Below are 26,416 nucleotides of genomic sequence, written 5' to 3'. Positions count from 1 at the left end.
GGAACCTCTCTATCTCATTAATTAGATTGTGAGCATTGCGCTTGGCTGATACTGGTTGCCGACAAAAAGTTGCGGATTGCAGGAGTTCTGTCCGGCGAGAAAAGCCGCTGTCGCGGCAACGGCCTTGTCCGGGTTGTTGTTCACCTCTGAAAGATGGGCCAGAAACAACCCTTCCAGTGCTTCATGATGAAGTTCACGGAGCAGCTCCACCGACTCGGCGTTTGACAAATGACCATGCCTGGACCTGATTCGTTGCTTGAGATGCCATGGATAAGGGCCGTTCATGAGCATCTCTTCGTCGTGATTGGATTCCAGGACCAACGCCCGGCACCCTTTCAGCTTGTCCTGCACCAGCCTTGTGGCAATTCCCAGGTCAGTCGCAATACCGGCCCTGCCTTCAGTGCTTTCAATAATAAATCCCACAGGGTCAACGGCATCATGCGTTATAGGGAAGGGATCAATAAGAATATCACGAAACACAAACTGATTGCCAGACTCGAACTCAAACAGTTCGCATCCGGCAAAATGCTTGTTCGTCACTTCAAGGGTTCGATGACTGACGATTACCGGAATCTTGAGCTTGCGGGACAGTACCCCGACTCCGGAGATATGGTCGGAATGTTCATGGGTAACGACAATCGCGTCAATGGACTCAGAAGCCAGTCCCCTGCTGGTAAGCCTTTTGCAAATCTCTCTTCCGGAACAACCGGCATCGACAAGGATTCTGGTCTCGCCAGCCTCGATAAAAACGGAGTTCCCCTTGCTGCCACTAGCCAGCAGACAGAGTTTCATAATCAACATCTCCGGTTCGGGTTTGGGGAATGGTCCAAACGACTATAATAAACACGTATCTATACATCAACGCAACAAGTCGTTCAAGGAGAAATCAGATGATATTCATGTATTCAATAGTGGCATCAACAGCGAGAGGATTCAAGGGAAGCAAAATATGAAAAGTAGAACCGGGAAATTTCTCCGGACTGTATCCAGCTGATTCAACCCATATTTCTCCGCCGTGCATCTCAACTATACCCTTGGCAATGGCTAACCCGAGACCGGCGCCTTTCGCTTTGAAAGCAACCTTGCCGGTACTGTGTTCCTCGATCTTGCCTGCCTCGTAAAATTTTTCGAAAATCCGGATCTTATCTTCGCTATCAATACCGATACCGGTATCGGAGATGGTGATTTCAACGAAAATATGATTTTCCTTCTCGTTGGTTACCGCTGTCAACTGCGAATGACCGATATCCGGACCCCGCTGGCCGACAATATATTTTGCCGAAGTTGTAACGGTTACGGCCCCTCCGTCCGGAGTAAATTTAATCGCATTACCTAAGACATTGGATAGCAGCTGCATAAGACGAATGCTGTCCCCCCTGATGGGTGGTATAGATTCGTCAAGATTTACCACCAGTTCCTGGTGCCGCATGTTGAAAAAGAACCTTAGTTCATTTACGGCCTCATCCACCAACCGGTTCATATTAATATCTTCCAGTTTCAACCTGAGCCGCTTTTCGTCAATCATCGACAGATCTACCATGTCCTTGACAATCGCATCGAGACGTACAGCGGCATTAGAGATGTTTTCCACCATCTCGAGAACAGTACTGTCGATCTGATCGGCCATATCCGACATGATCAGTTCGGCATAGCCCATTATCACGGTAAGCGGCGTCTTCAATTCATGAGATGCCAGGCCGAGGAACGAATCCTTCATCTTGTTCAATCGTGCCAGATCTGCAGCGCTTTTCCCAAGATTAAGCAGAGTTTCGCGTTCCTTGGTAATATCCCGGAATATGGCCTGGGCGACAAACTGGTTGCCGCTTCTGCTGGTACTCATATTTACCCGGGCAAGGATAGTCTCGCCATTTTTCCTTGTGAACTGCATCTCCTCGCTTACATGTTCACCGGCAAGGGACTTCCTGAAAAGTGCATGTATCCGCGGAATGTTTTCAACATTCAGAAGCAGCAATAACTTGGTCAGCTGCAAACCAGCCACTTCGGCAGAGGAATACCCGAAAAGATCCTCGGCCATCTTGTTGACCATGCGAATGATCTCGTCGCTGCCGATAAGCAGTATGGCATCACCTGAGTCTTCCATAAGAGATTTGTATAGATGTTCGGAACGCTCCAATTCATGACTCAGGTTTTCCAGTTTCTGATAGGATTCCCGAAGTTCTTCATGCGTCCCGGCCAAGTCGCGATAATTACGCTGAATCTCCTCGTCACGGCTTCTGAGGGACTCGGACATGAAATTGATATTTTTTGCCAATTGGTTGAATTCATAGATAGGTACTTCCTCAATCTTCGTGTCGAATGCCCCCCGGGCAATCATCTTAACCCCTTCCAGCAGCGACGCGATCGGCTTGAGGATGCTTCGATTGACAAATATGACCAGAAATGAAAATGACCCGAGAAGGGCGGCAACCAGGACAAAACACGACCTGACTATCTTTGTGTTCAGGCGTGCATATACACTGTCGAGTGGGAAGCCGACATGTATTATTGCACTGAGCTTCCCGTCTGCAGAATAGGCATCGGTAACGGTATCGTAATATTGGTGAGGAGACCCGATAATCCTTGCGACACGGCGGTCTTTGGTGGTTATGGTTTTGGTGACGTCATTGAGTTGAAGCTGGAGAAAAACAGGATTGTTCAGAAACAGGTAACGACCGGTAGGGTCTGTGACGATACAATAGGTAATCTCAGGATTGTTGCCGACAAGCTCACGGCATTTTTCAGAGATCCCCGAAACATCTTTCAGTTCCAATCCAAGTCCGACAACCTTTTCCGTGTAACTTTTCATGGAATTGCCGATATTCTGGGCGCGAAGGACAAGGATATTTACGTATTCACGTTTATCCTCGACTATCTCCATGGCAGAAAGACAGAAGATGAGAATAAACAGAAAGATAAAGGAAAAAAAAGTTATCCTGAATTTGAGCGTGTTTTTCATGCCAGTCGCCATGATGCGGCTTGACTAAGAAGAATCGGAATACTATCGGAAGTATTGGCTTTTGCCATATATATTATTCCGGCTAATGAACAGGTAAGTTTTTCGCAACAGCAACCGCACGGTCCAGTCGGGTTAAGGTTACTTTCTTCCCGAGAGTTTCGACAACTTCAAATATACCCGGCGCTGCTGTTTTGCCGGTTAACGCCACCCTTGCCGGCTGCGCAACCTGTGGGAGTTTGACCCCCATATCGGTGCAAAGCTGTTTGAATGCGGCTCCTATTGTCTCGGCGTCAAATGATTCCAGGGCTGAAAGCCGGATCTTCAGCTCGGCCAGCAGAATAGAACTTTCGGGAGTGAGAAACTTTTCAGCAGCAGCTTCATCGAACTCATAATCTTCCCGGAAGTAAAAGAGTGCGCCGTCGGCCATTTCGATCATTGTCCTCGCCCGCTCTTGGAGGGTCTTAACTACTGCGGGCAACGACGGGCCGGCGTCCGGATCCACCCCGCGTTCATTGAGAAACGGCACCAGAAGGCCGGCCAGCCTTTCCGGATCGCCATTTTTGATATAATGGGCGTTCAACCAGAGGAGCTTATCCGGATTGAAAACACCGGCTGATTTACCGACCGCTTCGATTGAGAACTTCTCAATCAGATCTTCACGGGAAAATATCTCCTCATCGCCGAAACTCCACCCCAGACGAACCAGGTAATTGACCATCGCCTCGGGAAGAAATCCCATATCCCGGTAGGCCATCACGCTCGTAGCACCGTGACGCTTGGATAAACGAGTTTTATCGCTGCCAAGTATCATCGGTACGTGGGCAAACTGCGGAACCGCTTTCCCAAGCGCCTCATAGAGCAGGATCTGACGGGGGGTGTTGTTTATGTGATCGTCCCCCCTTATGACCATCGAGATCCCCATGCTGGCATCGTCGATTACGACTACGAAATTATAGGTCGGCGTGCCGTCGGAACGCTCAATGATAAGATCGTCCAACTCCTCATTGTTGAACGAGATCGGACCTTTAATCAGGTCATTAAACGCGGTCACACCTTCCTCAGGGGCACGGAAACGGACAACTGACGGCCTTCCGGCATCAGCAACCGTCAAATTACGGCAGGTCCCGTCATACTTGGGCTTGCGTCCCTCCTTCATTGCCCGTTCGCGCTTCGCCTCCAGCTCTTCCGCGGTGCAATAACACCGGTATGCCTTACCCTCATCAAGAAGCTTCTGCACGTACTCCTTGTAAAGCGGGAAGTTGTCCGATTGGTAGAACGGCCCTTCGTCCCAGTCCAACCCCAGCCACTCCATCCCTTGAAGTATTGCATCAACCGATTCCTGGGTGGAACGGGCAACATCGGTATCTTCGATACGAAGAATAAACACCCCTTTAAGCTTTTTTGCCAAAAGCCAGTTAAAGAGCGCGGTGCGGGCACCGCCGATATGCAGGTATCCGGTAGGGCTCGGGGCAAAGCGAAGGCGAATCTTGTTCATGCTGACCTCAAAATTATCATTCAGTTTCAGGATAGGCGTCATCCGGTAGTTGTTCACAGGGGACAGCGTATTCCCCGGCTGCCCATGCCCCCAGGTCGACCATCCGGCACCTGTTACTGCAAAAGGGGCGGTCGGGATTCCCTTCCCAGACCACAGCCCTTCTGCATATGGGGCAATTCACATCAGGCGCCATGATGCTATTTCAACCTGTGGGCGTACAGCGGAAAGCGCCTCATGAGATTATTGATTTCTGACTTGATAGCTTCAAGTTTATCTTCGTTGCCGATATGAGCAACCGCATCAGCAATAAAACCGGCCACCAGTTCCATTTCAGGCTCTTTCAGGCCGTGGCTGGTTGCAGCGGGTGTACCGATCCTGATGCCGGACGTCACGAACGGCGAACGGGTCTCGAACGGTACGGTGTTTTTGTTCACCGTGATCCCGGCCTTATCCAGCGCTTCTTCGGCAGCTTTACCGGTAATATCGGTTCCGGAGAAATCAACGAGCATCAGATGATTGTCCGTGCCTCCACTTGTGAGCTTGAAGCCGCGCTTTACGAGCGCTCCGGCCAATGCCTTGGCATTTTTCACTATCTGCTGCTGATATACCTTGAATTCAGGCTGGAGAGCCTCCTTGAAGGCGACTGCCTTTGCCGCGATGGCGTGCATCAGCGGACCGCCCTGAATGCCTGGGAATATCTGCGAATTCAGGTTTTTGGCAAACTCCTCACGGCAAAGGATCATTCCGCCGCGCGGACCACGCAGGGTCTTGTGGGTCGTGGTGGTAACATATTCGGCATACGGAACGGGACTGGGATGCAAACCGGCTGCCACCAGACCGGCAATATGTGCCATATCGACCATTACCACCGCACCGACCTTATCGGCAATCCTCCGGAACGCCTGAAAATCGATAATTCGCGGGTAAGCGCTGGCTCCGACAACGATCATTTTCGGTTTGTGTTCATCGGCGAGACGCTCGACCTCTGCATAATCAATGGTTTGCGTTTCAGGAGATACTCCGTACGGAACGATATTGAAAAAGCGGCCGGAAAAATTAACCGGGCTGCCATGGGTCAGATGGCCCCCATGAGAAAGATTCATCCCGAGGACAGTATCGCCCGGTTTACATGCAGCAAAGTAGACTGCCATGTTCGCCTGCGACCCGGAGTGCGGCTGGACATTGGCATGCTCGGCGCCAAAAAGCTCCTTGGCACGGTCTATTGCCAACTGTTCAACTATATCAACCTGGTGACAGCCGCCGTAATAACGCTTGCCGGGATACCCTTCGGCATATTTATTCGTAAGCAGAGATCCTTGGGCCTCAAGCACAGCCTCGGAAACAAAGTTTTCCGATGCAATCAGTTCGAGGTTGAACTCTTGCCGTTCGGTTTCACGCCTGATGGCGCCAGCGATTTCCGGATCGAATTTCTCTAGAATTGACATCTCCTTCTCCTTGTATACGCGATGTAAAAAAAGCAAACGGGACATTTAGTCCCGTGTTGTTTATAGTAGCGCATCAAATTCTAAAATCTAATTGCAGAATGACTTTTCCAGTTGCGCGATTTTGTCCAGGCGCGCCTGGTGCCGCCCCCCTTCAAAGGTGGAGTCAAGCCAGGCGGCAATGATTTCGCAGGCCTTTGACTGGTCAATAACCCTACCCCCTAAAGCAAGCACATTGGCATTGTTGTGTTCCTTGGCCATCCTGGCCATGAAACTGTCGGTCACGAGTGCGGCACGGATTCCCGGAATCTTGTTGGCGGCAATGGAAATACCGATGCCGGTGCCGCAAACCACAATCCCGCTATCGACATCGCCGCCGGCAACAAGTCGTGCCACTTTTTCACCAAAATCCGGGTAATCTACCGACACATCCGAATCGGTTCCGACATCCATTACCTCGATACCTCGATCTTTGAGGAATAAGACAATCTCCTCTTTAAGCTGGTATCCCCCATGATCGCTGCCCAAAGCGATTTTCATATCCCCTCCTAAAGCTTCCTGAAGAGAATAGAGGCGTTTGTTCCACCAAAACCAAAATTGTTACTCATCGCATATTCGATTTTTGCGTCACGAGCAGTGTTCGGGACATAATCGAGATCGCACTCCGGATCGGGCTCCTGATAATTGATAGTCGGTGGTACAACTCCCTTGTTCATTGCCATAAGGGTGAATACCGCCTCTATACCGCCTGCGGCGCCAAGAAGGTGTCCCGTCATCGACTTGGTGGACGATACCATAACCTTTTTTGCATGATCGCCAAAGACACTCTTTATTGCCATGGTTTCATAAAGGTCATTCATGGGAGTCGAGGTGCCGTGTGCATTTATATAGCCAACCTGTTCCGGATTAATGCCGGCACCTTTAAGTGCCATTTTTATACAGCGGGCAGCACCTTCGCCGCCAGGGGCAGGCGCTGTAAGATGATAGGCGTCGCCGGTAAGACCATAACCGACAACCTCGCCGTAAATTTTCGCACCGCGCTTCCGAGCCGACTCATATTCCTCAAGAACTACTATGCCGGCACCCTCGCCCATGATAAACCCGTCGCGGTTCTTCTCAAAAGGTCTGGAAGCAGCGGCAGGGTCGTCATTTCTCGTCGAAAGAGCCTTCATAACGGCAAATCCGCCGATACCGAGAGGAGTAACGGTAGATTCCGTACCTCCGGCAATCATGGCGTCAGCATCACCACGCTTGATGATGTGATAGGCATCGCCGATCGAGTGTGTCCCGGTTGCGCATGCCGAGACCGAAGATATGTTGGGTCCCTTGGCACCGTACTTCATGGAAATATGACCAGGTGCAAGGTTTATGATGAGCATGGGGATGAAAAACGGAGATATCTTCTTATATCCGCCTTCGATGAGCGCCTGATGATACTTTTCAATCGTAGGCAGCCCTCCAAGGCCTGCGCCGACAAGCACTCCGACCCGTTCGGCGTTGCTGTCATCAATTACCAGACCTGAATCTTCCATGGCAAAATGTGCTGCAGCCAGAGAATATTGGATAAAGAGATCCATTTTCTTGATCTCTTTTTTGTCGATAAAATTTTCCGGGTTGAAATCCTTGACCTCCCCAGCAATACGGACAGGGAATTCTGAGGCATCAAAACGGCTGATGCTGGTTATCCCTGACCTACCCGCGGTCAGGGCACTCCAATTCATTTCATTGCCGGTCCCCAGGGGTGATATGACGCCGACCCCAGTCACCACAACTCGTCTCATAGGTATTGTCTCCTGAATACCAGAAAAAGGGTGCCCTCTTGAGGCACCCAAGAAAATCGAAGCTTTCTTTCCCAGTAGAGAAAGGCCTAGGTATGCTCGGTTATATAATCAATGGCATCCTGTACGTTCTGGATCTTCTCGGCGTTCTCATCAGATATTTCGATATCGAACTCCTCTTCGAGTGCCATTACCAGCTCTACGGTATCAAGGGAATCAGCGCCGAGATCATCCATGAACGAAGCCTCGTTGGTAACCTGAGCCTCATCGACTCCCAGCTGTTCCGCAACTATTTCCTTGACTCTTTTTTCTATTGTCGACATTCCTCATACCTCCATTGATGGTTTACCTTTATCAGGCAGTGTGTGCGTGTCTTTGCTTCTTAACATGATTCTATAAATTTGCAAACGGTATTTTTTACATGTACATCCCGCCATTGACGGCAATTACCTGACCGGTTATGTAGCCGGAACTCTCGGCAGCCAGAAATACAACGGCATTTGCGATATCTTCCGGCGACCCGAGACGCTCCAGGGGAATCTGAGCAGTCAGTTCCCCGCGCACCTTTTCCGAAAGGGCGTCTGTCATTGCCGTGGCGATGAACCCCGGGGCAACTGCATTTACTGTTATATTCCGCTTTGCCAGTTCCCTGGCATTAGATTTTGTGAGCCCGATAAGCCCGGCCTTACTGGCACAGTAGTTTGCCTGGCCGGCATTACCCATCTGCCCGACGATGGAAGCAATATTGATTATCCTCCCGGAACGCTGCTTGGTCATGACCTTTGACACAGCCCTTGTGCAGAGAAATGCACCTTTGAGATTGACGGTCAGAACTGCATCCCAGTCTTCATCCTTCATCCTGAGAAGAAGGCCATCACGTGTTATCCCGGCATTGTTCACCAGAATGTCGACACGGCCAAACTCCTTTACAGCGGCGTCTACCATCTTTTCCGCATCTTCGGCCACGGTTACATTTCCCTGAACGGCAACAGCCTCAACGCCTGACTTTTTCAGTTCCGCCACCACAGCTTCTGTGGCAGCGAGGTCAATGTCTACTGCCACGATCTTTGCACCCTGCGCTGCAAGCGCCAGTGAGATGCTACGCCCTATACCACGAGATGCACCGGTAACTACGGCTACCTTTCCATTTGGCATTGCCTGGCTCCTTTTGAACAAGTCGGAAATTATCTACTAAGCCCCTGCAACGAGGCAACATCCTCAATATTTGCCGATGAGGATTCCTTGGAAATCCTTTTAACCAATCCGGAAAGGACTTTGCCGGGCCCGATTTCCAGAAAAGACGATACTCCGGATGAAACCATGAAAAGGATCGAATCCTCCCACCGGACCGGGGCACTCACTTGCCTGACCAGCAGATCCCTGACCCTGGCAGGGTCAGAATTCGGGGTAGCTTCCACATTGGTTACTACAGGCACCGAAAGTGAATTGACCGGAACCGCATCAAGAGTTGCAGCCAGTTTTTCTCCTGCAGGTGTCATCAGAGAGCAATGGAACGGAGCGCTTACCGGCAGCAACATCGCCTTGCGAAACCCCTTCCCTTTCGCAATCTCGATGGCCCTGTTTACAGCAGATACATGGCCGGCTATGACAACCTGCCCAGGGGAATTGAAATTGGCCGGAGATACTACTTCTCCCTGAGCCGCTTCAGCACATATTTCGGCGAGAACCGCAGGTTCAACTCCCAGGATTGCGGCCATGGCGCCTGTTCCGACGGGAACAGCCTCCTGCATGAAAGCACCGCGGGACCGGACAGTCCTTACCGCGTCGGCAAACGACAAGGCGCCCGAGGCAACCAAGGCGGAATATTCGCCCAAGGAATGCCCGGCCAGAAAATCAGCGGTAATTCCGGTTTCGGATTCAAGGACGCGAAAAGCGGCAATACTTGCCGTCAAAATTGCCGGTTGGGTGTTGGTTGTCAGTTTAAGCTGTTCTTCAGGGCCATTGAAGCAGAGTTGCGAAAGGCCGAAACCAAGCGCTTCATCAGCTTCATCAAAAACTTCCTGAGCGACTTTGAAGTTTTGGGCCAGATCCTTCCCCATTCCGGCATATTGGGAACCTTGACCCGGAAAAATAAAAGCACGTTTAGACATTGATATCTCCATGGAATGAGTCTAGCAAAGCTACCAGCGAATCAGCGCGGACGCCCAGGTCAATCCCCCACCAAATGAATCCAGAAGCAAGAGGTTACCAGGATGAATATGCCCGGCGCGGTTTGCTTCATCTAGGGCAATAGGGATGGATGCTGCCGACGTGTTGCCGTATTTATGGAGGTTGACAAAAATCTTATCTGGGTGAATGCCTAGACGCTTGCCAATTGCGTCAATGATGCGTCTGTTCGCCTGGTGAGGGATGAACAAATCCAGATCCGCAAGCCCGACACCATTTGCCTCAAGGGCCTCGTTGGCAGCCTCTTCCATTGCCCTTACCGCAAGCTTGAAAACCTCGTTCCCTTGCATTTGAATAAACATGAGCCGTTCATCAACCACCTTTTGCGTTGCAGGGTTTCTATTGCCAGCCCCTGGTTGATGAAGTAATTCCCAGTAACTGCCATCACTATGTATATGGGTTGACAGAATGCCGTTCCCATCTTCTGAAGCACCGACAACCACTGCTCCGGAACCATCTCCGAAAAGACAACAGGTGTTGCGATCGCTCCAGTCGACCACGCGGGAAAGAACTTCTGCGCCAATTACAACGGCTTTACGGATAGTTCCGGTCATTATCATCTTTTCAGCGAGTGATAATCCGAACAAAAACCCGGAACAGGCAGCCGAGATATCAAAGGCGACAGCACGTGAGGCCTTAATATTATTCTGAACAAGGCATGCCGTCGCCGGAAATGGGAAATCAGGGGTTACGGTGGCAACAATGATCAGTTCGATCTCGTCTGCGGAAACCCCGGCCATTTCAAGGGCACGCTCTGCGGCTTTGGTTGCAAAGGTGGAGGTGTATTCACCGGGAGAGGCTATCCGGCGCTCGGTTATTCCGGTCCTTGTGGTTATCCACTCGTCGGTGGTATCAACCATCCGCTCAAGATCGATATTTGAAAGTACCTTTGCCGGCACTGCACAACCGGTTCCGAGGATTGCTGCCCGCACCATCCGTTCCCCCACTGACTCAGTCGACTGCCGTTTCTTTGGTTAACACTTCCGGCTGAAGAGAACGGGCAAAGTTTTCCTGAAGCTTTTCCGCCATCTTCTGATTGACGCCGCGCTGGGCATACTCATGGGCGAAACGGATGGCATTCTTGATCGCCTTGGTATTGGAACCACCATGACAGATCATGCCGACTCCATCTATACCAAGAAGTGGAGCGCCGCCATATTCGGCATAATCCACTTTTTTCATGAAACGGTGGAATGCCGGACGAGCAAGCAGAAAACCGATTTTAGGAAGGAAACTTTTAAGAATCTCCTCCTTCAGCATCTTGCCAACAGCTTCAGAAAGGCCTTCCGAAAGTTTCAGGACAACATTGCCGACAAAGCCGTCACAAACCACGACGTCTACAACTCCGGCAAAAATATCCCGACCTTCGATATAACCTGAATATTCAAGGGGAGCTTGTTTGAGAAGTAGGTTGGTTTCCCGGGTAAGTTCGTTCCCCTTGCTCTCTTCCTCTCCATTGGAAAGAAGGCCTATGCACGGGTTTTCGATACCCATGATCGACCGGGCATAAACTGAACCCATTATGGCAAAGTGAACAAGATGAATCGGTTTGCAGTCGACATTTCCTCCGACATCAAGGACAAGCGTCCTGCCTTTGAGGGTTGGAAATATCTGCGCGATGGCGGGGCGCTCAATACCTTTGATCCGTTTAAGAACGAACATCCCTGCAGCCATTGTAGCGCCGGAATTACCCGCGCTGACCACTGCTTCGGCTTCGCCGCTCTTTACCAGTTCAAAGGCAACACGTATTGATGAGTCTTTTTTCTTGCGTATTGCATCTGAAGGGGAGTCATGCATCCCAACAACTTCGCTCGCATGCTTGATAAGAATATCAAGCCCCTTGGAGTCATGAAGAGACAGTTCGGCACGAATCCTGTCCTCATCGCCTACAAGGGTTACGGGTATGCCGAATTCACGGGCAGCGTTGACAGCCCCCTCCACCTCGACACCTGGAGCGTTGTCTCCCCCCATTGCATCTATAGCAACTCTCATAGCATTTAACCAGTCAGGGTGGCAATATAATCAGATTTAGAGATCTTCTGTCTTGAGAACTTCTTTTCCTTTGTAAGTCCCGCATGTGGGGCATACCCTGTGCGGCTGCTTCGGCGACTTGCACTGCGGGCATACTGAAGAAGCAGGGGCGGTAAGGAAATCGTGAGCCCTTCTCATATTCTTGCGCGATTTGGACGTCTTTTTCTTGGGTACTGCCATATGTTTGATTCTCCTTTAGGTTATCTTTCCACCTTGAAATTCTTTAATGCACTAAAAGCAAACCCCGAACGATTGTCCGAGCAATCACAAACCGTTGTATTCAAATCAACCCCGCATGATGGGCAAAGCCCGCGACAACCTTCGCTACAAAGCGGTTTGAGTGGAAGTTCTATTAACACATGTTCGGCGATTTCCGGCGAAACATTTATCTCTTCACCTTCATAATACGCCGAAACGAGCTCTCTTTCGCCAAGCTCCACCTCCTCATCCGGGACAAAGCTGCCGGTGGACTTTGAATAGAAAACCGTAAAATTCGACTTCAGGGTCGTTTCGTACGATGCCAGACACCTTGAGCAGTTAAGCGCCACGACCACTGTTACATCAGCTTCCAGACGAATATGGTCGTATTCTCTGACAACTGTCACATCAACAGTAAGAGGAGAGCGGAACAGACATTCACCCTCATCCTGTAACGCCTTGAGAATAGGGTGCTCGTCAATTGCCTCAACAGCAGCTAAGCTACGCACCTTGTCAGTAATGTCATTGACACGGACGATCATGAAACACACCCGCCCCTTGTCGTTCAAAGCTTTTCAGTATAGTGATACAGAAAGAGTTGTCAAGGAATTTTGCTTCAACAGCAAACTGGTCAGGAGATTCTCTTACCGTATCGATAATGAAATTGCAAGAATTAATGAAGAATAGTCCCTGGAGGGAAAACTAATGCACTGCCTGATTTATCCGCACCAACTGACATCGCCCACACCGACCCTTAGAACCTCCGGCCGATCACCGATAAGACTAATTACGGAGCTTACATCTGCGGGGAGGAGCCCACCATCAACAATGATATCCAGATCGTTTCCCATCTCATCGACAATTAGCCTAGGGTCGCCGATAGGATCTTCCCCGGAGCGATTGGCGCTCGTAGTAATTATCGGATGTGAAAGCCGTCTCACGATATCCAGGCAAATTCTGTTGTCAGGGATTCTGATTCCCACTGTTTTCTGTTTAGTTAGGAGAAGTTCCGGAACAATACTCCCAGCGTCCAAGACAAAGGTAAATGGACCTGGGAGATACCTTTTCATAACTTTGAATGCATAATTGCTGACTTTGGCATAACGCGCCACTTCGGAAATATTCGCACAGATAAAGGAAAACGGCTTTTTCTTCTCCCGGTGTTTCAGCTGATAAATCCGCTCTATCCCGCGCTTATTGAATATACTGCAGCCAATGCCATAGGTAGTATCTGTGGGATAGGCGATTATACCCCCTTTTTCGAGTAGTTCTCCTACCATGCCTATGAGTCGAGGCTGCGGATTTTCATGGTTTATTGCAAGCAGCATTTTACCCGTCCGGGTTTAGACAGGTCAGCTCCTTATGGACGAACAGCCCGTCTTTTTGAATCAGTGTATCATCGAACCATATCTCACCATCACCGGCCAGAATCTTTACCATGTCCCAGTGAACCGCGGATTTATTACCATTGTCGCACTCGTCGTAACATTGGCCGGGAGTAAAGTGGATAGACCCGAATATCTTCTCATCGAAAAGAATATTTCGCATCGGCCGACGGATGCCGGGATTAACCCCGATAGCGAATTCACCGATGTATCGAGCCCCCTCATCGGTATCGAGGATCTTGTTCAACTGCTCATCCATGCCCGAACAAGTCGCCTTGACTATCTTCCCCTTCCTAAACTCAAGCCTGATGGCGTTGAATTCCTTGCCCTGGTAGATAGTCGGACAGTTATAGGTAATATGACCTTCCACCGAATCCTTCATCGGTGCGGTGAATACCTCTCCGTCCGGAATATTGAACCGGCCGTCGCATTTGATGCCGGGGAGCCCGGCAATGCTGAACGACAGATCGGTGTCCGATGCGGCGATCCTGACCCGTTCCGCCCGGTCCATCAGTTTTTTGAGCTTTTCCTGCTTGCGCGATTCGGCTTCCCAGTCGATGCAGCAGGCGGCAAACACATAATCCTCGTACTCCTCCAGACTCATCTTCGCTTCCTGGGCGCCCCCATGGGTTGGGTAACGGGTGATCACCCAGTTGGTGTTTTTGACCCGCCAGTCCTGGATCGGTCGCATTACCTTCGCATGGGCGATCATTTTTTCCTGGTCGGCATTGGCCATTACCATGGAATTGTCCGCAGCCGATATGGCGATAAAAGCATTGACCTGCTTCATGAAATCCAACTTATGCTGGGGAAAGAAGCTTACTTGGGGCTTGGTCGCATCCCCGTAAAATCGGCGGGTTATCTCCGGTAATGTAAAGTCGTACTCGACATATTTCGCCCCCTTTTTCAGGCAAAGGGAATAGATCTCCTTCACCAGTGGAGCGGCCTCGAACCCGGATGCGGAGATAAGCACTACATCTCCTTTTTTAACCCTGGTCGAGTAGTTTACCAGTACATCTGCCAGCCGATTAATACGCGGGTCTTTCAAGACAACCTCCAGCTATTTGAAATTGCATCCAACAACCATTTCGACTTTCAACGTCCGGTGTGGCCAAACCCTCCAGCACCACGTGCAGTCTCTTCGAGTTCCTCGACTTCAATCAGAGAGGCCTGAACCACCGGAGCAATCACCATCTGCGCAATCCGTTCGCCACTTCTCACCATGAAAGGCTCTTCGCCGTGGTTGATCATAATCACACCGATTTCGCCCCTGTAATCAGCATCTATGGTGCCTGGTGAGTTGAGCATCGTAATGCCGTGCTTTATAGCCAGACCGCTCCTCGGCCTTATCTGGGCCTCGTAACCATCGGGAAGCACTATAGCCACACCGGTGGGAACAAGCATGCGCTTGCCAGGATGCAATGTCCTTTCTTCATCCAGTTCGGCATAAAGATCCATACCGGCAGAGTGGGAGGTCATATACTCGGGCAAAGGAGTCGATGACCGGGGATTAATTCTCTTGATAAGAACAGTGACCTGTTTCATTGCCATACCCATAAGAGTTTATATTGCAAGGGAGGACGCCGAAGGGAGAGTCAAGCCGGGCTTTCCCAAAAGGACCAGATTAAGCGAGCTTTCTGAAAAAAGTTCGCAGGAGAGTTCCTGCACCGAATCAGCAGTAACAAGGTCAAAACCGCTCATAATATCCTTAAGCGACTGGTACCTGCCAAAATATACCTCGTTCTTGGCCAGCTTGGACATACGGTTGTCGCTGCTTTCCAGTGAAAGAAGGATATTCCCCTTCAGTTGTTCCTTGGCAGAAGAAAGCTCTTCCGCTGTGAGCGGATCGACTTTCAACCGGCGCATTTCGCGCAGTATTATCTCAATCACTTCATCCATTCGTTCCTGACCTGTCCCAGCATATACAACCAGTGAACCACTGTCGGAATGGGAAGCAATATATGAGTAGATGGAATAAGCCAGACCCTGTTTTTCCCTGACCTCCTGGAAAAGCCTTGAACTCATGCTCCCCCCAAGCACCGCATTGAGGATATACGACTCATATCTTCGGATGTGATTCTGAGGAAGAGCCCGGGTACCGAGACATAAATGGAGTTGTTCCAGGTCCTTTTCACAATGAAGAACGCCATTGCCATGCGACGGCTGGTTTGTAGTTTCCTTGGACTTGCATGGGCCGAGAGTCTCAAAAAGATTTGCAACAAGCCGAATCAACGCTTCATGTTCCACATTTCCGGCGGCCGCAATAATGATATTGTCCGCACAGTAGGTCCCGCTTTTATGGGCAAGGAGGAAATCGCGGGTCAACGATTCCACACTCGCTTCAGTGCCCACAATCGGGCGACCGAGGGGATGCTCTTTCCAGAAATTCTGGCAATAAAGATCATGAATGAAATCGTCAGGAGTATCTTCAAGCATGTTGATTTCCTGAAGAATGACTTTTCTTTCTTTCTCGATTTCATCACTGTCGAATTTTGAATTCAGAAAGATGTCGGCCAACAGATCAACTGCCATATCAAGATGGGTACTGAGGACCTTGGCATAGTAACAGACATATTCGCGACCGGTAAAGGCGTTGAGTACCCCTCCTACAGCATCTATCTGTCGCGCGATATCAAGTGACGAGCGCTTTTGGGTCCCCTTAAACATAAGATGCTCTATGAAATGTGTCACCCCGTTAACTTCCAGGGATTCATGGCGCGAGCCGCTGGTGACCCAGATCCCAATTGAAACTGAATGAACTGATGGTATCTTCTCGGAGACCACCCTGATGCCGTTATCTAATATTGTTTTATTTACCATGTCGATACTATACCGTGAAACAGTTAAATTGCCAGTATGAGACCAAGAACAGATTAAAGACAAAAAAATTGGGTGGCCAGTTACGTTCGACCACCCAATCGATACCACATTTTAAAGCACTTAAATCAGCTTTCTCCGAGTGAAGCGCCAAGCGCCTCCTTACGGGAAAGCTTGATTTTGCCCTGCTTGTCGATTCCGATGCACTTGACCAGGACCTTATCTCCCTCATTAAGAATGTCGGAGACGTTCTTAACCCTTTCCTTGTCAAGCTCGGAAATATGAACCAAGCCGTCGGTGCCAGGGAAGATCTCTACAAAGGCACCAAAGTCCATGACCTTCTTGACTGTCCCCATGTAGAGCTTGCCCTCTTCGGCTTCAGCGGTAAGGTCTCGGATCATCTGGATTGCCTTGTCGCATGCTGATTTGTCATTGCTGGCAATGTTAATTTTACCGGAGTCCTCGATATCGATTGTAACTCCAGTGGATTCGGTTATGCTCCTGATGGTCTTGCCGCCTGAACCGATAACGTCCCTGATTTTGTCGCTCTTGATCCAGATAGTAGTAATTCTGGGGGCAAAAGAGGAGAGTTCCGTACGTGGGGCAGCAATACTCTCGGCCATTTTTCCGAGGATGTGCAAACGACCTTCGCGAGCCTGAGCCAGCGCAGTCTTCATGATCTCTTTTGTAACGCCGGTTATCTTGATATCCATCTGCAGGGCAGTCACGCCATTGGCGGTACCGGCAACCTTGAAATCCATATCCCCGAGATGATCCTCGTCACCCAGAATATCGGAGAGTATCGCGACATCGTCACCCTCCTTGATGAGCCCCATTGCAATCCCCGCCACCGGGGAGGTAATCGGTATCCCGGCATCCATCATGGAAAGCGATCCGCCGCAAACGGTCGCCATAGATGATGAGCCGTTGCTTTCCAGGGTATCAGAAACAATTCTAATGGTGTACGGAAAATCGTCATGTTTTGGCATTACCCTTTCCAGAGCCCGCTCGGCAAGAGCGCCGTGACCGATCTCCCTCCGCCCCGGTGCAAGGCGAAAACTGGTTTCCCCAACGGAAAACGGCGGGAAGTTGTAGTGAAGAATAAACCGCTTCTTGCTCTCACCGTAAAGAGAATCAATGCGTTGCTCATCTATGGATGTTCCGAGAGTTGCCGCAACCAGTGCCTGTGTCTCACCCCGGGTAAAAAGCGCGGAGCCGTGAGCACGGGGGAGCAATCCAACCTCTGTAGCGATGGGACGGATGGTCTTCGTATCCCGGCCGTCGATCCGCTCGCCGTCCTTGATGATATGCTCACGCACCAGCTCGTACTCGAAATCTCCGAGAAAACCCTTGATCTCTTTATCGCGCCCGTCAAACGAGGATGAAAGCGCCTCGATAGTTTCAGTTTTAATGGCATCGATCCGGTTATGCCGGTCGCCCTTTGCTTTGATCCGGACAGCCTCTTTCATCGAGGCATATGCCAACTCACGGACCCGCCCTTTCAACTCTTCATCCACCGTTACCGGAATGATCTCACGCTTGGTAGCGCCTGCCTTAGATCGCAGTTCGGACTGCGCATCCAGTATCTTCTGCACGGATGCGTGCCCGAAGAATACCGCCTCCAGCATCACCTCTTCGGAAACCTCGGCTGCGCCCCCTTCAACCATGCATACGGCATCCCTGCTTGCTGCAACTACAATTTCAAGATCGCTCTGCTCGAGCTGCTCTGCAGACGGGTTTGCAACCAGTTCGCCATTGACACGCCCCACCTTCACCCCGGCTATAGGACCGAAAAACGGGATATCTGAGACTTCCAGAGCCGCAGATGCTCCGATCATGGAGAGAATGCCGGGATCGTTGTCGCGATCCGCAGAGACAACTGTTGCCATGATCTGGGTGTCGTTCAGAAAATTTTCAGGGAAAAGCGGGCGTATCGGCCGGTCAATAAGACGACAGGTCAAGGTTTCGTTGTCTGAAGGACGCCCTTCACGCTTGAAGAACCCTCCCGGTATCTTGCCACCGGCATAGGCCTTCTCCTGATAATTGACGGTAAGAGGAAAAAAATCCTGCCCCTCTTTGGCCGACTTTGCGGCAACTGCAGTAACAAGCACCATTGTGTCGCCACAACTGACGACCACTGCGCCGTTGGCCTGCTTTGCCATCTTGCCGGTGGAAATGGTGACTGTCCTGCCACCAAGTTCTGCCTGTACGGTATGTTCCATTTTTAACAGCTCCTCAACTTTTGATGGTGTTGGGGCCGTCGATAAAAAGGATGACGGGCAAACATTGCCGGTCAGCCGCTTTATCCACGCCCCCAACAAAAAATAAATGGGCCGTCAAGCCCATTGTGAAAAAACTAAAAGGCAATATACCCCAGTAAGGGATATACTGCCTTTGCTTACCTGCGGATGCCAAGTTTCTCGATAATTGCCTTGTAACGTTCGACATCGCGTGACTTGATATAGTCGAGCAGTCTCCTGCGCTGGCCGACGAGTTTAAGGAGACCCCGTCGACTGTGATGATCCTTCTTGTGAATCTTGAAGTGCTCGGTGAGGTAGGTAATCCTTTCGGTAAGGATTGCAATCTGCACTTCCGGCGAACCGGTATCACTGTCATGACGCTTGTGGCGACTGATTATCTCCTGCTTTTTTTCAGTCAAGAGCATGCACACACCCCCTTTCTATAGTTTTTTCAACATAAAGCTGATTGCAGACGAAGTGAGTAATAGCACAACAGCTGTGCAAAGTAAAGGAAAAGCTAGACAAAAACCCTGAGTAAGCGAACTGATTCCAAAGAATTACCTTCGGCTACTGCCAAAAGAGAACCATCCCTTTCAAGCAGAACCCGCGCCCCTCTTTCCGGCCATTTTCCGAATAATACGTTTCCCGGACCTGGAGCCACTCCATGGGCTATTCTCCTGGCAGCAGCATCATCCAGCTCAATGGTGTCAATATGTGCAAGAAGCTCACGGGCAGAAACGATATACTCATCCAGAGTGTCTGTGCGCACTATCTCTTCGAGCTGTTCCAAATTTACGCCGGAATCCAGAGTAAATGGGCCGCTTGCAGTTCTGGCAAGAGAAACGAGATGTGCTCCACAGCCGAGTATTTCACCTATGTCATTTGCAAGGGTCCTTACATAGGTCCCCTTGGAGCAGTTTACGCAAAAAGTAACCTGGGGAAGTTCGATCTTTTCGATAACAAGCGAAGCAATGAAAATAATTCTGACCGCCCTTGTTACCTCCTCCCCCTTTCGGGCTATCTGATAAAGCGGTACGCCATTCTGTTTGATTGCCGAGTACATCGGGGGAATCTGCTGCAACTCGCCGGTGAACTGTTCTGCGACCCGGAAAATCTGATCATGGGCAAGATGTTGCCATTCGCGCTGCTGTAAAATGCGTCCTTCACAGTCCTGAGTATCGGTGGATAGCCCAAGGCGCATGACTGCACGGTATTCTTTCCTGGACTCATCAAGAAATTGAATCGTTTTGGTCGCGTCACCGAGCGCAACAGGCAGCACGCCGGTGGCAAACGGATCAAGAGTGCCGGTGTGGCCGGCCTTCTTTTGACCGATCAGCCTCCTGACCCGGTTAACTACCGAATGAGAGGTCATACCGGCGCACTTGTTTACGACAAGAAAACCGCTAAGGGTCACAGAACTTTATCCAGGTGGGAAAAAAGACGATCTCTGACTTCAGTGAAGGTGCCATCCATATTGCAGCCGGCAGCGTTATGATGTCCACCTCCGCCAAAAGCGGCGGAAAGGCTCGCTACATCCACCTTCCCTTTGGAACGGAAGCCGATCTTCCATGAACCTGGCTTCAGTTCACGGAAAAGGAGCGCAACCTCAACCCCATTGATGGATCGCGGGTAATTAATAAATCCGTCGGTCAATTCCGGTCCAGTACCGGTCTTTTCGTACATATCCATGGTGACAGTTACGGAGGCCACGTCACCTTTTGGTGAAAAAGTCAGTGTCGGCAGAACCTGGGCAAGAAGTTCAAGCCGTTTTCGAGGCTGACTTTCGTACAGCTTTTCGGCTATATTCCATGCATTTACACCGCATGCGATCATTTCGCCTGCAATTACAAAAGCCTCAGGATTCGAATTCGAATATCGGAACGATCCAGTGTCGGTTATAACTGCAGTATATATGCTTTGGGCTATCTCATTGGTTATGGAATGACCAGCGGCCTTGATTATCCGGTAGATAAGCGCACCAGTGGCACACGCATTTGAATCAATCAGGTTAATAAGTCCAAATTCGTCACAGGAAAGATGATGGTCGATATTGATAAAAGCGCCGATATTCGGACACGTGACAACTGCCTTGCCAGCCCTACCGAATTCACCGACGTCAAGCACAAAACAGATGTCATAATGCTTGTCGGGTATCGTCTGCGATACCGCCTCAGCCAATGGCAGAAACCTATAAAGATCAGGAACCGGATCACAGAAGTGAATGGTGACGTCCTTGCCGATTGATTTGAGATAGGACGCCAACGCAAGGCTCGACCCTACTGCATCGCCATCCGGGCTCTCATGAGTGGTAATGAGAAACGTGTTAGCGGTAGCTATCGTTTCATTGATCTTCTGAATCGTGGTGCTCATGCGTTTTTATCTCTCGCAATAGTTCATCTATCCGGCTGCCGGTATCAAAAGAAGTATCGTATCGGAAGATTATTTCGGGGACATAGCGCATATGAAGCTTCTTCCCCATTTCGCGGCGAATGAATCCGCGGGCACTGTTCAGGCCTGCTTCGGTCCCTTTCTTCGCCTCATCATCACCGATGACTGTAAAGTAGATCGTTGCATAATGCATATCATCAGTCACCTTCACACCGGTGACCGTAACAAAACCGATACGTGGATCTTTAAGCCCCTTAATCAGAAGCCCTGTGACAATCTCGTGTACCGCCTCCCCAACTTTTTCTGATCTTTTGTACATAATCCCTTTTTGATGCAATTTGTCAAAGGGACGTGAATTTTTCGCAAGGTCAAGGCGATCGAGGGGTGACGCGGAGGCGTAGCAGCGCTACGCCGCACAAGGAATCCCGACGATCAACGCAGAGATTGCGGAAAAGTCGCGTCCCTATAATGTGGCGGCGACTTTTTCCATTTCAAATGCCTCGATTATATCACCCTGCTTGATATCGTTATAGTTTTCGAGACCGATACCGCATTCATAACCGGTCGCAACTTCCTTGACATCGTCCTTGAAGCGGCGAAGGCTCGACATCTTGCCGGTATAAATCACGACGTTATCACGCAGCAAGCGAACTTGCGCATTCCGGACAACCTTGCCATCCTGAATGTAACTACCGGCGACATTGCCAATCTTGGGAACGGAGAATACTTCACGTACCTCAGCCCGGCCAAGATACTTCTCTTTGAAAGTAGGCTCCAAAAGGCCTTCCATGGCTTTTTTCACGTCTTCTACAGCATCGTAGATAACATTGTAGAGACGGATATCGACCCCTTCCTTCTCGGCCATACCCTGGGCCTTGACCTCCGGCCTGACACTGAAACCAATTATAATGGCATTTGAGGCAGTGGCAAGGTTTACATCGGATTCCGTTACCGCACCAACTGCGGAATGAATGACATTGAGGCGCACCGCATCAGTAGACAGCTTGCGGAGTGACTCGCCGACAGCTTCCACAGAGCCCTGAACATCGCCCTTGACGATAACGTTGAGGTCTTTGACCTCGCCGCTCTGGATCTTCTTGTAAAGGTCATCCAAGGAAAGCTTGCTATGCTTGGCAAGTTCCATCTCCCGCTGCTTGATCTGCCGCAGCGTGGCGATTTCCTTGGCCTGTTTTTCATCCTTCATGGCCACGAAAACGTCGCCGGCATCAGGCACGCCGGAAAGTCCGATCACCTCAACAGGCATCGCCGGGCCGGCTTCAAGAACCTTTTCCCCACGGTCATTCTGCATTGCCCTGACGCGGCCGGAATGGATCCCGACTACGCAGTAGTCACCCATCTTCAGGGTTCCTTCCTGCACAAGGACTGTCGCAACCGGTCCACGACCCTTGTCCAGTTTGGCCTCAACAATGGTACCTTTGGCCTGCTTATTCGGATTGGCCTTCAACTCCATGACATCTGCCTGCAGAAGAATCATTTCAAGCAGTTCTCCCAGGTTCAGCCGTTTTTTGGCAGAAACCTCAACCATGGTGGTGTCGCCACCCCAATCGGAGGACTGCAGGCCGAACTCGGTAAGCTCCTGCTTGACGCGGTCAGGCTTAGCATCAGGTTTGTCGATCTTGTTGATGGCAACGATGATAGGGACACCGGCGGCTTTCGAATGGTTAATTGCCTCGCGAGTCTGGGGCATGACACCATCATCGGCTGCTACCACAAGAATAACGATGTCGGTAACTTTTGCTCCTCTGGCACGCATGGCAGTAAACGCTTCATGACCAGGAGTATCAAGGAAGGTGATCTTCCTGCCGTTCAATTCGACATCGTAAGCACCGATATGCTGGGTAATCCCGCCTGCTTCGCCGGCGATAACGTTGGCTTCCCGGATAGCGTCGAGAAGAGAGGTCTTGCCGTGATCGACATGCCCCATAATGGTAACAACCGGCGGACGCATCTCAAGGGACTCCGGCGCATCCGGAACGGCTTCGACAATCTCCTCAAGGTCTATCGCCACGTTTTCAATCTCATAACCGAAATCCGCGGAAAGAATGGCTGCAGTATCGACATCAAGAGGATGATTGATAGTTACCATCATTCCTTGCTTCATCAGAACCCTGATGAGATCGGTAGCCTTAACTCCCATCCTCTTGGCAAGCTCGCCAACGGTGATCGATTCGGAAATCCGGATGATCCTCTTAATCGCCTTGGGCGTTGTAATTTCAGTCTTGCGACCTTCAGGTGCCCGTTGTTCCTTGTTCTTTTTCTTACCCTTGCCGGACTTGGGCCCGGGCTCGAAAATCCGTTCGCGCTTTTCAGCAAGGTCGGCCTTGCGTAATACCTCTTTTTTACGGTCCACGCCCTTCTTGGGCGAACCCGGTTTGCCGCGATCTCCGGCTGGAGGAGTTGCCATATCGACTTCGATACGTTTCTTGGCCTTGCGGTCGTCGGCAACTGCAGTGGTTGGCTGAGCAGCGTCGGTTGCCGGCTTTTCACGTTGAGATACCGGGCGCTCGGCAGGACGTTGTTGAGAAGTTCTATCCTGCGGCCTTGCGGAAGGTCGTTGAGAGTCGCGCCGGTCGGTCGGCGCCTCCTTGGTACGGACTCCGGGGATCTCCACCCTACCGAGGATAACGGCACGGTTTGCCGTAGCTTTCTGGACCGGGGGAGGTTCCTTTACTAGCACCGGCTCAACCTTCGGAGGCTTAGGCGGCTCAGGCTGAATGGTCTCTACCGGCTCTTCAGTCTTAACAGGCTCAACGGTTATCGGGGCCTCCTGTTGAGGCTCTTCTGCAACCGGTGCCGGTTTGACGATCTCTGCCTTTACAGGTTCCGAAACAGGTTCAGGAGCAGGCGTTGGCGGCTCTTCAGCCTGCTCAACAATCTTCGCTCTTCTGCGGATGACCGTACTAGTGACCCTTACTTCTTCCTTGGATACTTCGCGGGCTGGCATTGAACCCTTGGGCGCAGGGGATTCCAACCTCTTTGCATCCGCCTCATCAATCATGGCCATATGGTTCTTAACCTCGACCCCGGCAGCTTTAAGCCTTGTCATAAGCTCCTTATTGTCGATGCCCATTTTCTGGGCCAATTCATATACGCGGACTTTGCTCATTCATGCGCCCCTTCCTCAGAGAAATTCCTGAAGCGATCAATCTCTTTTATCACAACCGCCACAAAATCACCGTTCTGCACAGCAACTGCGCTACGAAGCCCTTTTCCAAGCAAAGCTCCGAACATGTCCCGGCTCAATGCGCGGTAACACGGTATCGATTCTCTTACAGCAATATGTTCGATTTTATGCCCGATTTCATTTGATACGTCATCGGCAATTATTACCAGCCCGACATTCTTTCTCTTTACTGCTTCAACAACCATGTCACTGCCGGATATCACCTTACCGGCCTTGTTGGCAAGAGCTATATAAGAGGCAACCCTGTCTTTAAGCCTTTCAACAACATTCTCAGCAAAAACATGCCTGTCTGATACAATGACCGGAGTCTTGAATACTCGTGAAAACTGATTTCTTTTCAGAGCTGCTTCGAGACAACTCCGCTTCAAGCAGGTATATGCACCCCGCCCAGGCAATTTTGAAAGAATATCCAGAACCAGACAACCATCAGGGGCCATTACAAAGCGAAGCAGATCCTGTTTAGCCTTTACATCGCGACATCCAAGGCAACTGCGCTCCGGGCTGTTTTTGGCCATTTCCTCTATTGAACCTCAACTTCGGAAGGTGCCGCGACTTCATCTGACGATGCCTCGGAATCCGAATTCACACTTTCGATCAACGTCCCGTCATATGAGGCAAACTCGAGCAGTTCACCTTCTGCCTGACGCGTTTCGCTCTTCATGTCGATCCGCCATCCGGTCAGTTTGGCAGCCAGACGAACGTTCTGTCCCCGCTTTCCAATGGCCAGAGACAGCTGATCATCGGCAACGACAATCTCCATGGCACGGTTCTCTTCATCGATGAAAACTTTCGTAACTTGAGCCGGCGAAAGCGCATTGCACGCAAATCGGGCAATATCTTCGGACCAGGGGATTATGTCGATCTTTTCCCCTCTAAGTTCGGAAACCACATTCTGAACCCTGCTTCCCCTCATGCCAACGCAGGCGCCAACAGGATCAACATCGGAATCGTGAGAGTAGACCGCGATCTTTGCCCTGCTGCCAGGCTCCCGGACAACCCCCATGATCTCAACGATCCCTTCGGCAATCTCGGGAACTTCAGCCTCGAACAGCTTAACCAGCATGCCGGGGTGAGTCCTCGAAAGAATTATCTGCGGGCCTTTGGTTGTCATCCGGATATCAGTTATCAACGCCTTGACGCGATCGCCCTGCCGGTAAACCTCACGAGGCGCCAATTCCTTATTCGACAGTATCGCCTCGGCCCGACCCAGGTCAATAATAAGGTCTCCCTTCTCGTACCGGCGCACCAGTCCGTTGACAACTTCGCCAACCCGATCCTTGAATTCGTTGAATATCGTCTCTCGTTCTGCCTCACGAACCTTCTGAATTATCACCTGTTTTGCGGTCTGGGCGGCTATACGGGAAAACTCGCTTGACGGAAGTTTCATCCCGATCGAATCGCCTATCTCGACCTCAGGGTCTTCTTCTCGGGCCTCATCCAGAGTGATCTCCTTATAGGAGTCCTGCACCTCTTCAACGACCGTGACGAACTCGAACAGTTCCACCTCGCCAAGATCAGGATTGTAGTGGGCCTCAAGATCACGCGTATTGCGATACTTCTTGTTAGCGGCAGTAAGAACGGCCTGTTCCAATGCCTCAAGGATCACCTGCCTGTCAATCGCCTTTTCCTTGACGATCTGATCGATGGTGTGTTTTAGATTAAAATTTGTTTCCACTGAAGTTTCTCCTTGGCAATAGTCAAAGATGCGCCGGATAAATTACTAGTTAGAACTCGAATTCCAGATTTGCCTTAGCAATTATATTTAATGGAATATCAGCCAGCTGTCCTTCTTTGAGCTGAATCCGAACGATACCATTCTCAATCCCGATCAAGGTACCCAAAAAAGTCTTGCGCTTGTTCCCTGCAGAATCCGGTAGCAGCTCAAAGGTTCTAAGCTTTACCAGCCTGCCAGAATAGCGGACATAGTCCTGTTCGCGCTTTATAGGCCTATCAAGCCCAGGCGAAGAAACTTCCAGGGTGTAATGCTCGCGGATAAAGTCTTCCACGTCCAGAAGCTGGGAGAATTCGTGACTGAAATCAGCACAGTCATCAAGAGTCACCCCGCCGTCCTTGTCGATAAAAAGCCTCAAGACCATGGTCCTGCCGGCGCGCTGATACTCAACATCCACCAATTCCAAACCAAGGGAAGCAGCCAAACTCTCGGCAAGGCTTGTAACTTTTACTAAAACTGAATCCTGTGACATATAAAATTTACCAAAAAAAAGTGAGCCGTAAGAGCTCACTTTTTAGTAGTGAACATGAATTGTGCGTAATATTTAGCATCCATATACCAA

General features: G+C 50.5%; 27 protein-coding genes. All 27 read right to left on the bottom strand.

Annotated features, from left to right (window positions below):
* Positions 1 to 21: 21 nt before the first annotated feature.
* The 27 genes from OR1_RS11155 to rimP all read right to left on the bottom strand — a co-directional run bounded on the left by OR1_RS11155 (position 22) and on the right by rimP (position 26,326).
* Positions 22 to 792, bottom strand: coding sequence for an MBL fold metallo-hydrolase (locus OR1_RS11155; RefSeq protein ID WP_041971939.1), 771 nt, complete (start codon positions 790 to 792; stop codon positions 22 to 24).
* A gap of 94 nt (positions 793 to 886) precedes the next feature.
* The gene (locus tag OR1_RS11150) at positions 887 to 2,956 is read right to left on the bottom strand and encodes an ATP-binding protein (RefSeq protein ID WP_041971938.1); all 2,070 of its coding nucleotides are present in this window, start codon (positions 2,954 to 2,956) and stop codon (positions 887 to 889) included.
* 82 nt (positions 2,957 to 3,038) lie between these two features.
* Positions 3,039 to 4,451, bottom strand: coding sequence for a glutamate--tRNA ligase (gltX, locus tag OR1_RS11145; protein ID WP_041972002.1), 1,413 nt, complete (start codon positions 4,449 to 4,451; stop codon positions 3,039 to 3,041).
* A 16-nt stretch (positions 4,452 to 4,467) separates the two neighbouring features.
* Positions 4,468 to 4,644, bottom strand: coding sequence for a DNA gyrase inhibitor YacG (locus OR1_RS21590; protein ID WP_082002912.1), 177 nt, complete (start codon positions 4,642 to 4,644; stop codon positions 4,468 to 4,470).
* Positions 4,645 to 4,648: 4 nt separating this feature from the next.
* A complete protein-coding gene (glyA, locus tag OR1_RS11140; RefSeq protein WP_041971937.1) occupies positions 4,649 to 5,896 on the bottom strand; it encodes a serine hydroxymethyltransferase in 1,248 nt (415 codons plus the stop codon).
* Between the two features lie 87 nt (positions 5,897 to 5,983).
* Positions 5,984 to 6,433: a ribose 5-phosphate isomerase B gene (gene rpiB / locus OR1_RS11135; RefSeq protein ID WP_041971936.1), complete on the bottom strand. Its 450-nt coding sequence runs from the start codon at positions 6,431 to 6,433 to the stop codon at positions 5,984 to 5,986.
* Positions 6,434 to 6,441: 8 nt separating this feature from the next.
* Positions 6,442 to 7,674, bottom strand: a complete 1,233-nt coding sequence (gene fabF / locus OR1_RS11130) for a beta-ketoacyl-ACP synthase II (RefSeq protein ID WP_041971935.1) — start codon at positions 7,672 to 7,674, stop codon at positions 6,442 to 6,444.
* Positions 7,675 to 7,760: 86 nt separating this feature from the next.
* Complete coding sequence (acpP, locus tag OR1_RS11125) at positions 7,761 to 7,994, bottom strand: acyl carrier protein (RefSeq protein WP_041971934.1); 234 nt, start codon at positions 7,992 to 7,994, stop codon at positions 7,761 to 7,763.
* Between the two features lie 94 nt (positions 7,995 to 8,088).
* Positions 8,089 to 8,826 (bottom strand): 3-oxoacyl-[acyl-carrier-protein] reductase, encoded by a 738-nt coding sequence (gene fabG / locus OR1_RS11120; protein ID WP_041971933.1) that lies wholly within the window; start codon positions 8,824 to 8,826, stop codon positions 8,089 to 8,091.
* Positions 8,827 to 8,855: 29 nt separating this feature from the next.
* A complete protein-coding gene (gene fabD, locus OR1_RS11115; protein WP_041971932.1) occupies positions 8,856 to 9,782 on the bottom strand; it encodes an ACP S-malonyltransferase in 927 nt (308 codons plus the stop codon).
* 30 nt (positions 9,783 to 9,812) lie between these two features.
* Positions 9,813 to 10,793 carry a beta-ketoacyl-ACP synthase III gene (locus OR1_RS11110; RefSeq protein WP_041971931.1) on the bottom strand — a complete coding sequence of 327 codons (981 nt, stop codon included), beginning with the start codon at positions 10,791 to 10,793 and terminating at the stop codon, positions 9,813 to 9,815.
* A gap of 16 nt (positions 10,794 to 10,809) precedes the next feature.
* Positions 10,810 to 11,850 (bottom strand): phosphate acyltransferase PlsX, encoded by a 1,041-nt coding sequence (plsX, locus tag OR1_RS11105; RefSeq protein ID WP_041971930.1) that lies wholly within the window; start codon positions 11,848 to 11,850, stop codon positions 10,810 to 10,812.
* Positions 11,851 to 11,886: 36 nt separating this feature from the next.
* A complete protein-coding gene (gene rpmF, locus OR1_RS21585) occupies positions 11,887 to 12,069 on the bottom strand; it encodes a 50S ribosomal protein L32 (protein WP_082002911.1) in 183 nt (60 codons plus the stop codon).
* A 20-nt stretch (positions 12,070 to 12,089) separates the two neighbouring features.
* Positions 12,090 to 12,629: a DUF177 domain-containing protein gene (locus tag OR1_RS11100; RefSeq protein ID WP_041971929.1), complete on the bottom strand. Its 540-nt coding sequence runs from the start codon at positions 12,627 to 12,629 to the stop codon at positions 12,090 to 12,092.
* Positions 12,630 to 12,806: 177 nt separating this feature from the next.
* Positions 12,807 to 13,415 (bottom strand): L-threonylcarbamoyladenylate synthase, encoded by a 609-nt coding sequence (locus OR1_RS11095; RefSeq protein ID WP_041971928.1) that lies wholly within the window; start codon positions 13,413 to 13,415, stop codon positions 12,807 to 12,809.
* 1 nt (position 13,416) lies between these two features.
* Positions 13,417 to 14,520 carry an aminopeptidase gene (locus tag OR1_RS11090; RefSeq protein ID WP_041971927.1) on the bottom strand — a complete coding sequence of 368 codons (1,104 nt, stop codon included), beginning with the start codon at positions 14,518 to 14,520 and terminating at the stop codon, positions 13,417 to 13,419.
* Between the two features lie 47 nt (positions 14,521 to 14,567).
* Positions 14,568 to 15,017 carry a dUTP diphosphatase gene (gene dut, locus OR1_RS11085; protein WP_041971926.1) on the bottom strand — a complete coding sequence of 150 codons (450 nt, stop codon included), beginning with the start codon at positions 15,015 to 15,017 and terminating at the stop codon, positions 14,568 to 14,570.
* An 18-nt stretch (positions 15,018 to 15,035) separates the two neighbouring features.
* Positions 15,036 to 16,292 (bottom strand): pitrilysin family protein, encoded by a 1,257-nt coding sequence (locus OR1_RS11080; RefSeq protein ID WP_041971925.1) that lies wholly within the window; start codon positions 16,290 to 16,292, stop codon positions 15,036 to 15,038.
* A 125-nt stretch (positions 16,293 to 16,417) separates the two neighbouring features.
* Positions 16,418 to 18,511 carry a polyribonucleotide nucleotidyltransferase gene (gene pnp, locus OR1_RS11075; protein ID WP_041971924.1) on the bottom strand — a complete coding sequence of 698 codons (2,094 nt, stop codon included), beginning with the start codon at positions 18,509 to 18,511 and terminating at the stop codon, positions 16,418 to 16,420.
* A 176-nt stretch (positions 18,512 to 18,687) separates the two neighbouring features.
* Positions 18,688 to 18,954, bottom strand: coding sequence for a 30S ribosomal protein S15 (gene rpsO / locus OR1_RS11070; RefSeq protein WP_041971923.1), 267 nt, complete (start codon positions 18,952 to 18,954; stop codon positions 18,688 to 18,690).
* Between the two features lie 92 nt (positions 18,955 to 19,046).
* Complete coding sequence (gene truB, locus OR1_RS11065) at positions 19,047 to 19,943, bottom strand: tRNA pseudouridine(55) synthase TruB (RefSeq protein ID WP_272946195.1); 897 nt, start codon at positions 19,941 to 19,943, stop codon at positions 19,047 to 19,049.
* Entirely contained in the window at positions 19,940 to 20,899 is a 960-nt protein-coding gene (locus tag OR1_RS11060; protein ID WP_041971922.1) for a bifunctional oligoribonuclease/PAP phosphatase NrnA, read from the bottom strand. The genes truB and OR1_RS11060 overlap by 4 nt, the downstream gene beginning before the upstream one ends.
* Positions 20,871 to 21,236 carry a ribosome-binding factor A gene (locus OR1_RS11055; protein ID WP_041971921.1) on the bottom strand — a complete coding sequence of 122 codons (366 nt, stop codon included), beginning with the start codon at positions 21,234 to 21,236 and terminating at the stop codon, positions 20,871 to 20,873. Before OR1_RS11055 ends, OR1_RS11060 begins: the two co-directional genes overlap by 29 nt.
* Before the next feature lie 144 nt (positions 21,237 to 21,380).
* A complete protein-coding gene (gene infB, locus OR1_RS11050) occupies positions 21,381 to 24,044 on the bottom strand; it encodes a translation initiation factor IF-2 (protein ID WP_041971920.1) in 2,664 nt (887 codons plus the stop codon).
* The gene (locus tag OR1_RS11045; RefSeq protein WP_041971919.1) at positions 24,041 to 24,637 is read right to left on the bottom strand and encodes a DUF448 domain-containing protein; all 597 of its coding nucleotides are present in this window, start codon (positions 24,635 to 24,637) and stop codon (positions 24,041 to 24,043) included. The genes infB and OR1_RS11045 overlap by 4 nt, the downstream gene beginning before the upstream one ends.
* 5 nt (positions 24,638 to 24,642) lie before the next feature.
* Positions 24,643 to 25,797: a transcription termination factor NusA gene (gene nusA / locus OR1_RS11040; protein WP_041971918.1), complete on the bottom strand. Its 1,155-nt coding sequence runs from the start codon at positions 25,795 to 25,797 to the stop codon at positions 24,643 to 24,645.
* A 49-nt stretch (positions 25,798 to 25,846) separates the two neighbouring features.
* The gene (gene rimP, locus OR1_RS11035) at positions 25,847 to 26,326 is read right to left on the bottom strand and encodes a ribosome maturation factor RimP (RefSeq protein WP_041971917.1); all 480 of its coding nucleotides are present in this window, start codon (positions 26,324 to 26,326) and stop codon (positions 25,847 to 25,849) included.
* Between the last annotated feature and the right edge of the window lie 90 nt (positions 26,327 to 26,416).

It is taken from the genome of Geobacter sp. OR-1 (assembly GCF_000813145.1).
Lineage (GTDB): Bacteria > Desulfobacterota > Desulfuromonadia > Geobacterales > DSM-12255 > Geoanaerobacter.
The sequence above is the reverse complement of the archived record's forward strand: the minus strand, read 5'-3'. Positions and strand labels throughout refer to the sequence as shown.

Excerpts from the sequence above, each read along its gene's own strand:
- OR1_RS11155 (WP_041971939.1), bottom strand. The coding sequence starts at position 792 with ATGAAACTCTGTCTGCTGGCTAGTGGCAGCAAGGGGAACTCCGTTTTT.
- fabF (WP_041971935.1), bottom strand. The coding sequence starts at position 7,674 with ATGAGACGAGTTGTGGTGACTGGGGTCGGCGTCATATCACCCCTGGGG.
- fabG (WP_041971933.1), bottom strand. The coding sequence starts at position 8,826 with ATGCCAAATGGAAAGGTAGCCGTAGTTACCGGTGCATCTCGTGGTATA.
- gltX (WP_041972002.1), bottom strand. The coding sequence starts at position 4,451 with ATGAACAAGATTCGCCTTCGCTTTGCCCCGAGCCCTACCGGATACCTG.
- acpP (WP_041971934.1), bottom strand. The coding sequence starts at position 7,994 with ATGTCGACAATAGAAAAAAGAGTCAAGGAAATAGTTGCGGAACAGCTG.
- fabD (WP_041971932.1), bottom strand. The coding sequence starts at position 9,782 with ATGTCTAAACGTGCTTTTATTTTTCCGGGTCAAGGTTCCCAATATGCC.
- pnp (WP_041971924.1), bottom strand. The coding sequence starts at position 18,511 with ATGGAACATACCGTACAGGCAGAACTTGGTGGCAGGACAGTCACCATT.
- OR1_RS11060 (WP_041971922.1), bottom strand. The coding sequence starts at position 20,899 with ATGAGCACCACGATTCAGAAGATCAATGAAACGATAGCTACCGCTAAC.
- glyA (WP_041971937.1), bottom strand. The coding sequence starts at position 5,896 with ATGTCAATTCTAGAGAAATTCGATCCGGAAATCGCTGGCGCCATCAGG.
- OR1_RS11080 (WP_041971925.1), bottom strand. The coding sequence starts at position 16,292 with ATGGTAAATAAAACAATATTAGATAACGGCATCAGGGTGGTCTCCGAG.
- OR1_RS11150 (WP_041971938.1), bottom strand. The coding sequence starts at position 2,956 with ATGAAAAACACGCTCAAATTCAGGATAACTTTTTTTTCCTTTATCTTT.
- OR1_RS11100 (WP_041971929.1), bottom strand. The coding sequence starts at position 12,629 with ATGATCGTCCGTGTCAATGACATTACTGACAAGGTGCGTAGCTTAGCT.
- dut (WP_041971926.1), bottom strand. The coding sequence starts at position 15,017 with ATGAAACAGGTCACTGTTCTTATCAAGAGAATTAATCCCCGGTCATCG.
- rpsO (WP_041971923.1), bottom strand. The coding sequence starts at position 18,954 with ATGCTCTTGACTGAAAAAAAGCAGGAGATAATCAGTCGCCACAAGCGT.
- rpmF (WP_082002911.1), bottom strand. The coding sequence starts at position 12,069 with ATGGCAGTACCCAAGAAAAAGACGTCCAAATCGCGCAAGAATATGAGA.
- OR1_RS11110 (WP_041971931.1), bottom strand. The coding sequence starts at position 10,793 with ATGGTGCGGGCAGCAATCCTCGGAACCGGTTGTGCAGTGCCGGCAAAG.
- infB (WP_041971920.1), bottom strand. The coding sequence starts at position 24,044 with ATGAGCAAAGTCCGCGTATATGAATTGGCCCAGAAAATGGGCATCGAC.
- rimP (WP_041971917.1), bottom strand. The coding sequence starts at position 26,326 with ATGTCACAGGATTCAGTTTTAGTAAAAGTTACAAGCCTTGCCGAGAGT.
- OR1_RS21590 (WP_082002912.1), bottom strand. The coding sequence starts at position 4,644 with ATGGCGCCTGATGTGAATTGCCCCATATGCAGAAGGGCTGTGGTCTGG.
- OR1_RS11045 (WP_041971919.1), bottom strand. The coding sequence starts at position 24,637 with ATGGCCAAAAACAGCCCGGAGCGCAGTTGCCTTGGATGTCGCGATGTA.
- plsX (WP_041971930.1), bottom strand. The coding sequence starts at position 11,850 with ATGAGAGTTGCTATAGATGCAATGGGGGGAGACAACGCTCCAGGTGTC.
- rpiB (WP_041971936.1), bottom strand. The coding sequence starts at position 6,433 with ATGAAAATCGCTTTGGGCAGCGATCATGGGGGATACCAGCTTAAAGAG.
- OR1_RS11095 (WP_041971928.1), bottom strand. The coding sequence starts at position 13,415 with ATGCTGCTTGCAATAAACCATGAAAATCCGCAGCCTCGACTCATAGGC.
- OR1_RS11055 (WP_041971921.1), bottom strand. The coding sequence starts at position 21,236 with ATGTACAAAAGATCAGAAAAAGTTGGGGAGGCGGTACACGAGATTGTC.